At 67.8% G+C, this 14,073-nt stretch carries 11 protein-coding genes; all 11 read right to left on the reverse strand.

All coding sequences use genetic code 11. The features are described from left to right. Window positions 1–4 precede the first annotated feature (4 nt). Window positions 5–2,023 carry a proton-conducting transporter transmembrane domain-containing protein gene (locus tag IEX31_RS13350; protein WP_188743921.1) on the reverse strand — a complete coding sequence of 673 codons (2,019 nt, stop codon included), beginning with the start codon at window positions 2,021–2,023 and terminating at the stop codon, window positions 5–7. Next, entirely contained in the window at window positions 2,020–2,508 is a 489-nt protein-coding gene (locus IEX31_RS13355; protein ID WP_188743922.1) for an NADH-quinone oxidoreductase subunit B family protein, read from the reverse strand. Before IEX31_RS13355 ends, IEX31_RS13350 begins: the two co-directional genes overlap by 4 nt. Next, window positions 2,505–2,885, reverse strand: a complete 381-nt coding sequence (locus IEX31_RS13360; protein WP_188743923.1) for an ArsR/SmtB family transcription factor — start codon at window positions 2,883–2,885, stop codon at window positions 2,505–2,507. Before IEX31_RS13360 ends, IEX31_RS13355 begins: the two co-directional genes overlap by 4 nt. A gap of 76 nt (window positions 2,886–2,961) precedes the next feature. After that, on the reverse strand, window positions 2,962–6,147 hold the full coding sequence (locus tag IEX31_RS13365) for a type I restriction endonuclease subunit R (RefSeq protein ID WP_188743924.1): 3,186 nt from the start codon (window positions 6,145–6,147) through the stop codon (window positions 2,962–2,964). A gap of 82 nt (window positions 6,148–6,229) precedes the next feature. Beyond that, window positions 6,230–7,513: a HipA domain-containing protein gene (locus tag IEX31_RS13370; RefSeq protein ID WP_188743925.1), complete on the reverse strand. Its 1,284-nt coding sequence runs from the start codon at window positions 7,511–7,513 to the stop codon at window positions 6,230–6,232. Next, window positions 7,513–7,746, reverse strand: coding sequence for a helix-turn-helix domain-containing protein (locus IEX31_RS13375; RefSeq protein ID WP_188743926.1), 234 nt, complete (start codon window positions 7,744–7,746; stop codon window positions 7,513–7,515). Before IEX31_RS13375 ends, IEX31_RS13370 begins: the two co-directional genes overlap by 1 nt. 530 nt (window positions 7,747–8,276) lie before the next feature. Then, entirely contained in the window at window positions 8,277–8,705 is a 429-nt protein-coding gene (locus IEX31_RS13380) for a hypothetical protein (protein ID WP_188743927.1), read from the reverse strand. Then, on the reverse strand, window positions 8,683–9,066 hold the full coding sequence (locus IEX31_RS13385) for a DUF7718 family protein (RefSeq protein ID WP_188743928.1): 384 nt from the start codon (window positions 9,064–9,066) through the stop codon (window positions 8,683–8,685). Before IEX31_RS13385 ends, IEX31_RS13380 begins: the two co-directional genes overlap by 23 nt. 55 nt (window positions 9,067–9,121) lie before the next feature. Next, window positions 9,122–10,303: a restriction endonuclease subunit S gene (locus IEX31_RS13390; protein WP_188743929.1), complete on the reverse strand. Its 1,182-nt coding sequence runs from the start codon at window positions 10,301–10,303 to the stop codon at window positions 9,122–9,124. Further along, the gene (locus IEX31_RS13395) at window positions 10,296–11,939 is read right to left on the reverse strand and encodes a class I SAM-dependent DNA methyltransferase (protein WP_188743930.1); all 1,644 of its coding nucleotides are present in this window, start codon (window positions 11,937–11,939) and stop codon (window positions 10,296–10,298) included. Before IEX31_RS13395 ends, IEX31_RS13390 begins: the two co-directional genes overlap by 8 nt. A gap of 45 nt (window positions 11,940–11,984) precedes the next feature. Then, window positions 11,985–14,030 (reverse strand): DNA methyltransferase family protein, encoded by a 2,046-nt coding sequence (locus tag IEX31_RS13400; RefSeq protein ID WP_188743931.1) that lies wholly within the window; start codon window positions 14,028–14,030, stop codon window positions 11,985–11,987. Window positions 14,031–14,073 lie beyond the last annotated feature (43 nt).

Raw genomic sequence — 14,073 nt, forward strand, 5'->3', positions numbered from 1 at the left:
AGGTTCACAGCGTCGCCACCACCAGCACGACGATGATCGCGATGAACGAGTACGTCAGGTAGAGGTGGATGCTGCCGTTCTGAATGCGCCGGGCGAGCACCCCGAAGCGATCGACGACCCTGAGCACGGGCCGGTAGAGACCGCGTTCGACGAGGTCGGTGACACTCTGGCTGAACGTCACGCGGTTCACGAGGTAGCGCGACTCCCCCGCATGGGTTACCTCGACGTCTCTGGCCGGCTGGAGCACGTCGTCGAAGACGCGCACCACAGGCTCGGCGAACGAGGTCGCGGTGTACTGCATGCGCGGCTGTGCGCGCAGGCCCCCGCCGCCCCACACCGAGGCATCGATGCGCTGCGGATGTCGCCACGCCGCCTGCACCGTCGCCGCGACGACGAGCGTGGCGAGCACCCCGGCGAGCAGCACGAGGGCGACGGGGTCGAGGATCGCATCGAATGCGACGAGGTCGACGCCGAGCAGTCCCGCGGTCGCGACGACGGCCTCGGGACCGCCGGGCAGCACCGACGCGACCGCGGTCGCGAGCGGACCCGGCACAAGGCCGAGGAGCACGACCCCAGCCGCCGCGATCACGAGCACGACGCGCACGAGCACGGGCGACTCGTGCGCCTCGGCGACGGCCGCCGAGCGCGGACGGGCGAGGAAGCCGATGCCGTACGCCTTCACGAAGGTGAGCACGCCGAGTCCCGCGGTCAGCGCGACGACCGCAACGACGAGCGGCATGGCGATCGACACGGTCACCGAGACCGGGACCCCGTCGACGCGGGTGCCGTGCACGAGGGACTGGAGGAGCATCCATTCGGCGACGAACCCCGAACTGATCGGCAGTGCCGCGGCCCCGAGGGCGGCGATGCCGAAGGCGGCGGCGGTCCACGGCATCCGTCGTCCGAGTCCGCCGAGCCGGTCGAGGTTGCGCTCGCCTGTGGCGTGCAGCACCGAGCCCGCGGCGAGGAAGAGCGTCACCTTGAACACGGCGTGACTGACGGCGAGCAGGAGCGCCGCGACGAGCGCGCAGCCGGCCGCGGCATCCACTCCATGCGCGCTCAGCAGCACCGACGCACCGATCGCGAGCACGATGAGGCCCACGTTCTCGGTGGTCGAGTACGCGAGCAGCACCTTGAGATCGCTCGCGATGGATGCCTGCAGGATGCCGTACACCGCTGAGACGCCGCCGAGCACGAGCAGGAGGATCCCCCACCAGTCCGGTCCGCCCGGGACGAGTCGCACCACCACGACGAGGATGCCGTACACCCCCATCTTGACCATCGCCGCGCTCATCGCCGCCGAGACGTGGCTCGGTGCCTCGGGATGCGCACGCGGCAGCCACACGTGGAGGGGGACGAGACCCGCCTTGCTCCCGAACCCGAGCACGAGGAGCACGACGGCGACCGCCGCCGGCGCCGAAGTCGGCGAGACCGAGGACAACGCCGCGAAACTCGTTCCGCCTGCCGCTGCCGACAGCACCGCGAAGCCGGCGACGATCAGCAGGAAGCTCAGCTGCGACATGACCGCGTACCAGACGGTGGCCGAGCTCACCCGTCGGCTGGCGGTGTGCCCGGCGAGGAGCAGGATCGTGGAGCCGAGCGCCATCGCCTCCCACACCAGCAGGAACGAGGGTGCATCGGCCGCGGCGGGCACCAGCTGCATGCCGACCAGGAAGAGCGGCAGCGCGAGCCAGGCCGTGCGCGAGGCCGCGGCTCCGTGCACCGAGACAGCACCGGCGAGCGAGATCAGCAGGCCGACCGACGAGGCGAGCACGATGAACAGCCCGCCGAGCGGGTCGGGGGCGAACCGGAGGGGTTCAACCGGCACCGCGACGGCGATCTCGAGCCCGCCCGCGCCGCCCGTCATGGCCAGCACCCCGGTGACGACTCCCGCAGCGCCGAGCGCCGCGCACGTGCCCCCGGCGAGCCGGGAGCGCGCTCGTTCGCCCGGGAGGAACGCGAACGCGGCTGCCGCCCCGGCGAGCACGATCTCGGCGAGCAACCCCCAGTACACGGGCGTCATCGGCCGGAGATCCTGCGGAGTGCCGCGACGATCTCGGCCGGCTCGGGCGGGCTGCCCGGAATCTCGAAGTCGACAGGAACGAAGTCGGAGACCACGCCCGCGACCCCGTACCCGCCGACGAACGGCCCGCCGCCGATGGCGGCGTCGCCCACCGCGCCGATCAGCCGCGGCCTGGGCGTCGCCTCGACGGTGAGCAGGAGCGGCTCGAGCATGTTGCGCGTGACGACTCCAGTGACCAGCAGCACGTCGGCATGGCGGGCGGATGCCACGAGCCGGACCCCGTAGCGCTCGAGGTCGTAGACGGGCCCGAAGGCCGCCGCGATCTCCATGGCGCAGTCGGTCGCTCCGCCGACGTCGACATAGCGCACGTGAACGCTCCCGCGGAGCGCCCGCGCACCGGCGTGGCGCTCGCCGGCGGCCTCCGGCGCCGGCTCCGCGATCCGGCCGGTCCGGGCGATGAGCCGGATCAGCTTCGACGTCGTCACCGCGACGACTCGGCGCCGCTGCGGGAGGCTGCCGTCGGCCGCTCCAGGTCTTCGATCGTGATGAGCAGATCGCGTGAGTCTTCGAGGGTGGAGGTGAGCAGCTGCCTGGCGACGGCGAGCAGCTGCGACATCCGCGGGTCACGGATCGAATAGATGACCGACGAGCGTTCACGCCGGCTGTCGACGATGTTCGCGTGGCGCAGCACGCCCAGCTGCTGCGAGAGGTGCGAAATCTCCATGCCGAGCGCTTCGGCGAGAGCGCCGACCGAGCGTTCGCCGCGCAGGAGCACTTCGATCACCCGAACTCGCGCCGGGTGGGCGATCGCCTTGAACAGCTCGGAGGTCAGTCGTGCGACCGGGAGCTCTGCTGACTCCATGGCTTGTTTATACCGCTGTTTGAGAGAACGATCAATACGTGAACTCCGTCTCGGCGGAGCGGGGCCCCGTCTCGGTTCACGCGTTCCGTTCCTCTGAGTACCGCGGCGCCATCGACTCCATCTGCTCCATGACGAGCTTGATGGCCTCGGGCTGCTTGTCGGGCGGATACCCCTTGAGCACGAGCAGGCGCTTGATCGACGAGCGCAGCTTCGCCTTCACATCGGCGCGCACGGTCCAGTCGGTGCGCACGTCACGGCGCATGATTGCGACGAGTTCGCGAGCGATCTCGGCGAGAACGCTCTCACCTTGGATCTCGACCGCCGACTCGTTCTGGGCGACGGCGTCGTAGAAGGCGAGTTCGTCGTCGTTGAGCGGCGGCGAGAAGTGCTGCCCGCGGTTGCCCTCCGCCGCCACTTCGCGCGCCAGCTCGACGAGTTCGGCGATGACCTCGGCCGAGGTGAGTTGCTGGTTCGTGTACTTGTTCATGAGCTCGGCGATCCGCGCCGAGAACGCGCGCTCGCGCACGAGATTGCCTCGCGAGACCGCGGCCGACTCCTCGAGGAGCAGGTCGCGGAGCGCCTCGATCGCGAGCTGCGGGTTGCGTGCCTGCTGGGCGCGACGCGCGAACTCGGGCGTCAGTTGCGACAGTGACGGCCGCGGCATCCCCGCGGCCTCGTAGATGTCGACGACGTCGCCGGCATCCGTCGCCTGCGCGATGAGACTGCCGAGCAGACGCTGGATGTCCTCGGGAATCGGCTGACCCGAGGCCTTGCGTTCGGCGGCGTCGAACTTCGCCATCCATACGCGCACCTCTTCGTAGAACGCGATCTCCTCACGGTAGTTCACGAGCGTCGATTGTCCCGAGGCGAGTGCCCATGCCCTGGCGAGTTGCCCCGAGTAGCGGCGGTAGCGGGCGGCGAGCGTCTCGCCCTCGAGCTTCGGGTCGTTGAGCAGGTTCTGCAGATCGCGCAGATACGCGACTGTGCCGCTCACCGCGTTGAGGTACGCTTTCGGTCCGCCGGCGGCGAGTTTCGCCCGCCAGTCGACGCCAGCCACCAGGCCACGCACCCGCTCGACGAGCTCGACCGCGAGCGAGACCGCTTCGTCGATGTCACGCCCGACCGGCTTCGTCTTCTGGTCGGTGACCGTGTATTCCGCGAGCGCGGCACTGAGGTTCTCGGCGATCGGCGCGTACCCGACGAGCAGCCCGTCCTCCTTGCCGCGGAAGGTGCGGTTCACCCGGGCGAGCGTCTGCATCAGCAGTGCACCCTTGAGCGGCCGGTCGAGGTAGAGCGTATGCAGCGGCGGGGCGTCGAAGCCGGTGAGCATCATGTCCTTGACGATCACGAGTTCAAGCTCGTCGTCGACGTCGCGCAGGCGTTCCTTGATGGCGGCGTTCGCGCTGTCGCGGCGCACGTGCGCTGCGATGACCGGCGACTTCTCCGACGGCGTGCCCGAGTAGACGACCTTGATACGCCCGCCGGTGAGGTCGTCGGAGTGCCAGTCGGGGCGGATCTTCACGATCTGGCCATACAGCCGCGCGCAGATCTCGCGGGTGCCGCCGACGATCAGCGCCTTGCCCGGGCCGCCGATGAACGGCCGCATCCGTTCACGTCGTTCCTCCCAGTGCGCGACGAGGTCGGCGGCGAGCGCTTCGAGCCGCTCGGGCGCACCGTACACGGCGTTGACGACGGCGACGGATGCCTCGAGCCGAGCCCGTTCCACGTCGGAGAGCCCGATGGTGGCTTCGTCGGCGGCGAGGTCGATCTCCTCCTCGCTGAGTTCCTCGGCCCGCCGCACCTTGATGAGGCGCGGTTCGAAGTAGACGGGCACGGTCGCGCCATCCGCCACTGCCCGGCTGAGGTCGTAGATGTCGATGTACTCGCCGAACACATCGCGCGTGTTGCGTTCGTCGAACGAGACCGGCGTGCCGGTGAACGCGATCAGCGTGGCGTTCGGCAGCGCATCACGCAGGTGACGCGCATACCCGTCGAGGTCGTCGTAGTGGCTGCGGTGGGCTTCGTCGACGACCACGATGATGTTGCGCCGGTTCGAGAGCAGCGGATGCTCCACACCGGCCTGCTTCTCGGCCTGACTGAGCCCGAACTTCTGCAGGGTCGTGAAGTAGATGCCGCCGGTGGTGCGGTTCGTCAGCTCCTCGCGCAGTTCGCGTCGCAGGCGGATCTGCTTGGGCTTCTCGGGCAGCAGCAGGCTGCGGTCGAAGCCGGCGTAGAGCTGCCCGTTGAGCTCGTTTCGATCGGTGATGACCACGACGGTGGGGTTCTTCAGTGCCGGCTCGCGCATGACGAGCGCGGTGTAGAGCTCCATCTCCATCGACTTGCCCGAGCCCTGCGTGTGCCAGACGACGCCGGCCTTGCCGTTCGATGCCACGGCCTGCCGGGTCGCGCCGACCGCCTTCGACACCGCGAAGTACTGGTGCGGCTTTGCGATGCGCTTGACGAGCCCTTCGTCGCCCTCGTCGAAGGCGGTGTAGTCGCGCATGAGCTGCAGGAAGCGCTCGTGGTTGTAGAGGCCGTTGAGCGCGTCCTCGAGCGCGAAGATGGTCTCGCCATCGACCTGCCGGTTCGCCTCCACGGGTTCGCCGTCGTCGTCCACGTTCCACGGCGAGAAGTGGTTGAGCGGCGTGAACGGCGTGCCGTAGATCGCTTCGAGCCCGTCACTCGCGAGCACGAACACGCAGAAGCGGAACGCCATCGGGAACTCGCGCAGGTAGGTGGTGAGTTGCGCGTGCGCCGACGTGGCATCCGCCCGCTCGGTGCCGGCCTTCTTGAGCTCGATGATGCTCACAGGCATGCCATTCAGGAAGAGCACGAGGTCGAAGCGACGGGTGCGGTCACCCTGCCGGATGGTGACCTGGTTGACCGCGAGCCAGTCGTTCTCGTCGGGGTCTGCGCTCACGAGCCGGATAGTCGGGTTGTGCTCGGTGCCGTCGGCATCGAGGTAACTCAGCCGATAGCCGCCCACGAGGATCTCGTGGATGCGGTGGTTCTCAGCGATCGGGTCCTGCGACTTCAGCGCGACGACCTCGGCGAGCGCCTGCAGCAGGTACGTCGCCGGCACGGCCGGGTTGAGCTTCTGCATCGCGGCGAGCAGGCGCGGCCGGATCAGCAGCTCGCTCCACGAGTCGCGCTCGTCGGCGCCCGGCGCGATGGCCTCACCGGCCGCGGGCCGCCAGAGCAGCGGCTCGGCGAGCGTGTCGAGTGCGAGCTGCTCCCATTCGGCTTCTGAGAATCCGGTCACGTGTTCGTTCCCCCTGTCGGCGACGTGATGCCAGCGTATGAGCGGATGCCGCAGTGCGACGCGTGCCCGCTGATAACCCCGTTCATCGGTCGATCCATCCGCGCTTTGATGCGTGCGCGGCGACCGCCGAGGTGATCCGGTCAGCGATCGCCCGCTCGGTGCTCGACGCGATGGTCTGAGCGGCAGCGGCGAAGGCGTCCGCGAGTCCCGCCCGGATTTCGAACGCTCGCGCTTCAGCCTCGTCGGCGGGGATGCGGAGCTTCCGACCCACGGCGACGAAGTCGCGGATGCCGATCCCGTCGAGGCGGTACTCGTCACCCACCTTCATCGCCGACGCGAGCGGTCGTGTCGCGGGGTACACGAGGTGAGTACCCAGGTCGTAGAGCGGCGCTAGCTCCGCGCGCTCGGCGTCCAGCAGGATCGAGTAGTTCTTCGCGTGCGCGTCGGTGTTCGCGGCCGACACGTTGAACACCATCGCGTCGAACATCCGTCGCTGACTTCTCCGTCGCTGTTCCACGTTCGGGAAGGTGTCGATGAGCTGAGCCATGCGTGCGAAGCCCGGGCCACCGTCCGACTGGTACTTCTGGGCAGGCATGACGGAGAGCGCCTGGCAAAAGTCCTCCTGGTGCCGGCGACGCCAGACCCCGTCGACGACCTCGCGGTCGTATCTCTTCGAGACGAACACGCGGTCGCCTCGGGTCGTGGTCAGGAGTTGGGCGTCGGCGACGTCGAGCCCGAGATGCGCCGCCGCGTGCATCGTCACGTACTCGTTCACGTCGTGTTCGATAAAGGGAGGAACAGCGGGCTTCAGGATGTGCGTTGTTGGCGTCGCATCGAGCGGGATGCCCCACTCACCGTCGATGCTCCGGAAGAGCGCGACCTTCGGCTGCGCCCCGGGCAGGCTCCACCGGCCGGCGACATCACGCGTGCCCCATGTGTCGGCGTTCTTGATGAGGTCATCGATCAGGTCGGCGACGGCGTCGGCGGAGAGCGCCTCGACGCGCTCCTCGCGCGGGCCGGCGTCACGCGCCGATTCATCGGGAGGAAGGATCTGGACCGCCCCGGCGACATCACGGCCGACGAAGGCGAGCAGCCCGTACGGGTTCAGCGCAGAGGTGTGGAACGCCGTCGACAGTTCGCTGAGCTTGCCGCCGCTGTCGGGCAGCAACCCTTGGAGGAACGGCACCACAGCGCGCGGCGGATGGCTCGCACGCGACACCGGCATCGAGAGCGACAGCGGGGTCGCCTCCGGGTGGCGTCGGTAGTCGTCGTCGTAGGTGAAGGTCGTGGCGCCCGCGTCGGTCTGGCGCAGATCCCCGACGAAGTCGCCGTCGAGGTAGACGTTGAGCTTCGGGAATCGTGCCATCAACGGCCGCCCGGCTCGGTCGAGGTACGCTCCTGCAGGTCGACGACGAGGCCGAGGGCAGTGATGATGTCGAAGACGCGGTCGAGGCGGACCGACGCCTTGCCCCCTTCGAAACGCACGACCCACTCGCGCGTGACTCCTGCACGCTCGGCGAGCGCCTGTTGTGACCAGCCGAGCGCTTCCCGGCGGTCGCGCGCCGCAGCCCCCACCTCCAGAACGCTTCGAACTCGCATACGTTCTCCTTCGACGACGTGCGCGTTCGCGCACTTCACCCATTGTGATCGATCGCGCACAGAATTGGAAGTTCGCGATCGATCACAATGTTCGGAGGCCACCACCCGCCGCGAGAAACTACCGAGCAAGCATATTCCGCCCGCTATCTCGCGGCTCCGGGCGTCGTTGACACCGTTCTGTCAACGAACAAGCAAGCAATCACTTCGCGACCCAGTACGGCACATACCACCAGCAGCGCGCCGTCCGCGGGAACTATTCGGGCACCGGACGATCCCGGTTCGCGCTGTTCGCCGTCCCCGCGCCGACAGAGCGCACCCTCAGCGACCTTCAGTGCGACCTTGTCCGACAGCGAACGGGCTATGAGGATGCTCTCGCTGCCGAAGCGGCCAATGACGCCAACACCTTCGGCGCCAGTCTCGACGGCCTTACCGCGCACATCGCCGACACACAGGGCGGCGGGTTGAAACCGCGCCGCGAGTTGTGCGACGCCATGGCGCGATGGGGTGACCGCACGCCAGCGTGAGCAGGATCAGCTCACCCCGACGAGTCTTGCCGCGTCTTCGACTGCGTCGATCTTCGCAGTCGACTTCGCAATGCGAATATTGAATCCCCCGCCCTCCACCTTGCGGCTCGCCTCGACGAGCATCTCGATCGGACTGTCTGGGCTCAGCAGTTCAAGCGGCTCCGACTCACGCTCGACGAGAGATGATGCAGGTGGAAGCACACTCACAAGCGCAATGTCATCATCGGACATCACCACGAATACGTTCGCGAAACCGGCGCTCCATGCAACCCGCTCGAACACGTCACCGATCGACTCGTCGCCGAATGCAATTACGATTGGCTTCGACCCATCAACCCCGGTCACTTTCAGATGACGATCGATGCCGAGCCGTGTGATCGTACCGAGGAGTTTGGCCGTTAGCTGGCGCCGCTCAGCGCTCATCGACTCGGCCATCTCCCTGCTCCCTCTCTCGTTGTTCCCACGTCGCAAGCATGAAGTCGTACTGTTCAGTGTACTGTCGGTCGACCGTTAGCGGCCCGTTGATCGATTCAATGGTCTCTCGCTGGTCGGTTCCCCTGGTGAGGTCGTGACGGTGGACGGTGTCGTGCGAGGAGTCTACTCGGAAGATGTCGCGCCATCGGTACGGCCCGCCGACCTGATGACAGATCGCGAAATCGATGCACTTGCCCCGGTAGTTGTTCGTTCGCACAAAGAGTCGGCTCGTCGCCGAGAGAGCAACCGAAAACTCGGACGGTGGATCCCACTCTTCCTTCGGCGGGCGTTCCCAGATCGCGGGCGCGTCATTCGCGTCCATCTGCTGCTGGGCTGCCCGCCTGGCCTCGCGGTCGTTCCGCCTACTGAACTTGCCGCTACGTCCCATCGGCAACCCTTTCGAAGTCCCGAACACGGAGTCCTCCGGACATGAGTTGCGGGAGAAGGGCGTCGCGGATAGCTGCGAGGGTTCGGTTCTCCGCGTCGGCCGCCAAAGCCGCGGATGAGAGTGACTCGATGCTTGCCCGCGACTCATCGGGCCAGCCGCGCGGGTCGGACACGCCAGCCAAGAGAACCTCGATCGGCTTCACCCGCTGGTGGCTGCCTGAAGTACCCGCGACCTTCGACTCGAGAGCTCGACCGAACGACGGCTGGGCAAGAAGACTCCAAAGAACAGAAGTCGATATCCCACGCGGCTCCAGGACGAGAAACTCGGTCGACGCCAGCGCCCGTCGCCCATTCAATCGCGCGAGGTCCCACACGCGAGGGAACCTAGGATTGAGCTTCGAAATCAGCACAGACGGCTCCGACACAACGAACTTGCTGCTCTTGATGCTGGTAGCTTTGACCACTTCCGGGCCATTCCTTGAGTCGAACGCCGGAAGGCTGTAGTGATCTACGGCTTCGTCGCCTAGCGTTCCCGGATCGATCTGCGCCTTCTGCAGAGTCGCGAGTTCCCGCACCGGTGCCCGATCGCCCGCGACCGGCACCATTGCGAGTGCGAGTTCACGCGCGGTGGCGGCGAGCTTGGTGTTGGCGGCGATCTTGTCGTCGAGGGCGCCGAGCACCTCACCGATTGCGCGCTGTTCGCCCAACGGGGGAAGTGGAATAGCGAGCGATTCAAGGTGCGCTTTGGTGAGCGCCTTCCTCGTGGCACCGCCGGTCGCAAGGGTCATTAGTGCCGTCTTCCCTCTCGGCGACACCAAGTACTTCTGAAGGAATCGACTATCTAGACGACCGTTTGTCCGAATGACAGCGACGTGCTGATTCACGCGCGCCGGCAGGACAGCAGGGTCGACGAGTGACGTTCGCGCAACCGAATCACCCGTGATATTCACAAGTACATCGCCGGCGAGAACAGTCACACTCCTAAGCGCGTCGGCCGCCTCATCCGTGATGCGCGCGACTCCATCAAGGAGCATTGAGTTGTCGAGGATGTTCTGCGAGCGAATGAACGAAATGCCTTCTTCGCGATAGACGCTGGCGCCACCACGAGGTGTTGCCCCGGATCCTATCTTGGTCACCAGAACACCCAAGCGAACCAGCGGCCACTCAGACATGAACGCGCCCCAACTGTGTCCGCACGACGCTCGCGAGCCGCTCCGACTCCGCGAACTGCGCGAGGAGCTCGCTCTGCAGTCGCTCGAGCTTCTCTTGGATCGGTTCCCCGTCGTCGTCGACCTCCGCTGCGCCGACATATCGCCCCGGCGTCAGCGCGTAGTCCGCAGCCTTGATCTCGTCGAGCGTCGCCGAGTAGCAGAACCCTGCTTCGTCCGCGTACGCCGGCAGCGCGGCATCCGTCGCTTCGACAGGCTCAGCGATCGACTTCGTGCCGCGCCAGGCATGGAACGTGTTCGCGATCTTCGCAATGTCGCTGTCGCTCAACGCGCGCTCGGCGCGGTCGACCATGTATCCGAGGTTTCGGGCATCGATGAAGAGCACCTGGCCCGTGCGGTCGATCGCACCACCCGGGCCGCCGGCCTTGTCGCGAGCGAAGAACCAGACACACACCGGAATGCCGGTCGAGCGGAACAGCTGCGTGGGCAGCGCGACCATGCACGACACGAGGTCGGCCTCGACGATCTGCGCCCGGATCTGTCCCTCGCCGCCCGAGTTCGACGACATCGAGCCGTTCGCCATGACCACGGCGCCCTGCCCGCCTGGGCCGAGCTTCGAGAGGATGTGCTGGATCCACGCGTAGTTCGCGTTGCGGGTGGGCGGCACGCCGTAGCGCCAGCGCGGGTCCTGTTCATTGCGCGCCCAGTCCTTGATGTTGAACGGCGGATTCGACATCACGTAGTCGGCTTGCATGTCGGCGTGCAGGTCACGAGCGAACGTGTCTCCCCAACGCGGGCCGAGGTTGCCGTTCAGGCCGTGAATTGCGAGGTTCATCTTCGCGAGGCGCCAGGTGCGCTCGTTGAGCTCCTGCCCATAGACCGAGATGTCGCTGCCCTCGCGATCGTGGGCCTCGAGGAACTTCTCGGCCTGCACGAACATGCCACCCGACCCGCACGCCGGGTCGTAGACGCGGCCGCTCGTCGGCTCCAGGACCTCGACGAGCACGCGCACCACCCCCGCCGGCGTGAAGAACTCTCCGCCCCGCTTGCCCTCGGCACGCGCGAACTTCTCGAGGAAGTACTCGTAGACCTCGCCCAGCAGGTCGCGGGCGCGCTTCGCCCCGTCGCCGGTGAACCGCGCCGAATTTAGGAGATCCATGAGCTCGCCGAGGCGGCGCTGGTCGACGTTGTCGCGGTTGAAGATGCGCGGCAGCGTCGCCGCGAGCGACGGATTCGCGGTCATGATCGCGTTCATCGCCTCATCGATGAGTTGACCGATCGACTTCGCCGGCTCGCCACCTGTCGGAGGCAGACCCTTCGCGTTCTGGGCGAGGAACCCCCAGCGCGCGGCATCCGGAACCCAGAACACCCCGCGACCGGTGTACTCGTCGACATCGTCGATGAGCTGCGCTACCTGCTCGTCGTTCATGCCGTCGGCGCGCAGCTCGGCTGCGATCTGCCCGCGGCGCTCGTCGAACGCGTCGCTCACGTACTTGAGGAACACGAGCCCGAGGATCACGTCTTTGTACTGCGACGCATCCATCGAGCCGCGCAGCTTGTCGGCGGCCTTCCAGAGCGTGTCCTTCAGCTCCTTCATGGTTGAGGGGGTCGCGGGGGCGGGCTTGGTTCTCGGGGGCATTGGGTTCCTTTCGGTTGGTCTCGGTGCGCGACGCTGCTCGCGGAGCTACTCGGCCAGCGGTTCGGTGAGGGTCAGCGTTCCGGCGGTCGTTCCCGCCACGATCAGATGCTCGAGTTCCTCGAGCCCGGCGGTCCGCTGCAGCGCCTCAGCGCGAGCACTGCGGAGGTCGGCGAGGGCGCGCGCGAGCGGCGCTCGCTGGTCGGTCGCGACGCGGCGCACCGTCCATGCACGCCACGGCGTCGCGGGCGCGCTTCGCGCGATGTCCATGGCGAGGACGTCGGGCAGCAGGCCTGCGTCATCGTCGCGGTTGATGCGCAGCACGCGGGCGGGCGCCATCACGACCGATGAGCCGTCATAGTCCACCCAGGCGGCGGGCTCGGCACCGGTCAGGAACACGACGTCGCCGGGTTCGGTGAGACGCGCCGACGGGTATGTCGCGGCGAGGCGAAGTCGGTCGATCCGCCGGTCGCCCGGCGTGCGCTCGCCGCGCACCTCTTCGGGGCCGATCACGGTGAATCCCGAACGGTCGTCGGCCGCGAGGTCGCCGACATCGAGTCGCGAGCCAGGCACGTAACGTACGTGGCCCTCACGCACCAGGTCGGCGAGTGTCGCCGGCGGCACGCGAGTCGGGGAAGCGGAGGGCACAGCCGCGCGCAGGGAGGTCGGCACGGAATCCGCGCCGAGATCGTCCACGATCTGATCGAAGCGAGCGGATGCCTCGGCGTCGACCTTGGCCCGTTCGGGGGCATGGCGCAGCGACCCGCCGGCATCGAGCAGCGAGCCGGAGCGTGCGAGCACCCTGCTGGTGGGAGTCACGCGCGTGAAGGTGAACGAGTGCGCATGCACCGCCTGCCGGTCGCCCATGGCCGCGGCGAGATCGCCGACGAGATCGGCGCGCACGACCGGCGTGAGCTCGAACGTGCTGAGATCGGAGAGCATCGTCCAACGATCGGCGATGGCGATGCCCTCGTGCGCCGGTCCGAGCACCCAGATCGCCAGGTGCTGGCGCGGCGCCGATGGCAGGAGTCCGGCCGGAAGCCGCACGATCGCTCGAACCCGATCGGTGCGCAGCACCTGCGAGCGGAGGGCGGCCGCCTGCGGTTGGAGCCCGCCGTCGACGAGCACCGACGACGGCGCGACCACGACCGCTCGCTGCGCGGCATCCATCTGCAGTGCGATCTGGTCGACGGCCGACAGTGTGGCCATGGCGTCGAGCGCCCCACCATCGGGTGAGGGGTACTGCGCCACGTTCACGACCGGTCCGCTCACCTGGAAGTCGCCGACGGCGTCGACGGCGAGTCCGGTTCGCGGAACGCCATGGGCGAGCAGGCGTCGGCGCAGGAGCCTCGCCGCCGACGTGTCGCCGTCGGCACTCATCACGACCGGGTCGGCGACATCCGTCAGCCGGTCGACGATATCGATCAGCCGATCGGCGCACGCGCCGGTGGGATCCGCGAAACGCGGTGCCGCGGCATCCGCCAGCGGATTCGTCAGGGCGAGCTCGATCGCGATCTCGGCGCACAGCGATGCGGCCTCGGCGGCGAGTTCCGATCTCCCGTCATCGCGACTCGAACGCCGGTGCGCGACGAGCGTGTGCTCGAACGCCGGAGCGACCCCGTATGCCGCCTCCACGAGCTGATCGGCGTGCCGCGCCATCCGCTCGAGGCCCGACTTGACGCGATCGAGCTCGCGGAACAACGCCTCGTCGTCGGGATCGGTCTCGTCAGCGAGATCGATCAGGTCGTCCCGCGCCAGCGCCCCGAGTTCAGACCCGTGCGCGGCTCGAAGGGCGAGCAGGGACGTGATGACGTCGAGGTACGAACCATCGAACCCCTGAGGTCTGGCATAGAGGGCCGCCTCGGTGAGCGCGTCTGGGTTGTTTCCGTGATTGGTGTCGACCAGCCAGCGCGCGACCGCGACGGCGTCGAAGAGTTCGATGCCACCCTTCGTCTCGCGAGGGCCGGGGAACGCGCCCGGGCCGCTCGAAAACCGCTTGCGCCACACCGACACGACGGCGCGCTGGACGCGGGCCAGCCGTGCGATGTCGGCGAGGCCGATTCGAAGGTCGGTCGCTTCTGCGACAGTGGTCATCGGCCGCCTCCGCTCGTCGATCGGGGCCAGTCGCGTGGCCCGG

It is taken from the genome of Agromyces bauzanensis, assembly GCF_014645655.1.
Classification (GTDB): Bacteria; Actinomycetota; Actinomycetes; order Actinomycetales; family Microbacteriaceae; genus Agromyces; species Agromyces bauzanensis.

Coding starts and splice junctions, on each gene's coding strand:
- IEX31_RS13395 (WP_188743930.1), bottom strand. CDS start 11,939: ATGCCCCCGAGAACCAAGCCCGCCCCCGCGACCCCCTCAACCATGAAG.
- IEX31_RS13370 (WP_188743925.1), bottom strand. CDS start 7,513: ATGGCACGATTCCCGAAGCTCAACGTCTACCTCGACGGCGACTTCGTC.
- IEX31_RS13360 (WP_188743923.1), bottom strand. CDS start 2,885: ATGGAGTCAGCAGAGCTCCCGGTCGCACGACTGACCTCCGAGCTGTTC.
- IEX31_RS13390 (WP_188743929.1), bottom strand. CDS start 10,303: ATGTCTGAGTGGCCGCTGGTTCGCTTGGGTGTTCTGGTGACCAAGATA.
- IEX31_RS13375 (WP_188743926.1), bottom strand. CDS start 7,746: ATGCGAGTTCGAAGCGTTCTGGAGGTGGGGGCTGCGGCGCGCGACCGC.
- IEX31_RS13400 (WP_188743931.1), bottom strand. CDS start 14,030: ATGACCACTGTCGCAGAAGCGACCGACCTTCGAATCGGCCTCGCCGAC.
- IEX31_RS13385 (WP_188743928.1), bottom strand. CDS start 9,066: ATGGACGCGAATGACGCGCCCGCGATCTGGGAACGCCCGCCGAAGGAA.
- IEX31_RS13380 (WP_188743927.1), bottom strand. CDS start 8,705: ATGGCCGAGTCGATGAGCGCTGAGCGGCGCCAGCTAACGGCCAAACTC.
- IEX31_RS13350 (WP_188743921.1), bottom strand. CDS start 2,023: ATGACGCCCGTGTACTGGGGGTTGCTCGCCGAGATCGTGCTCGCCGGG.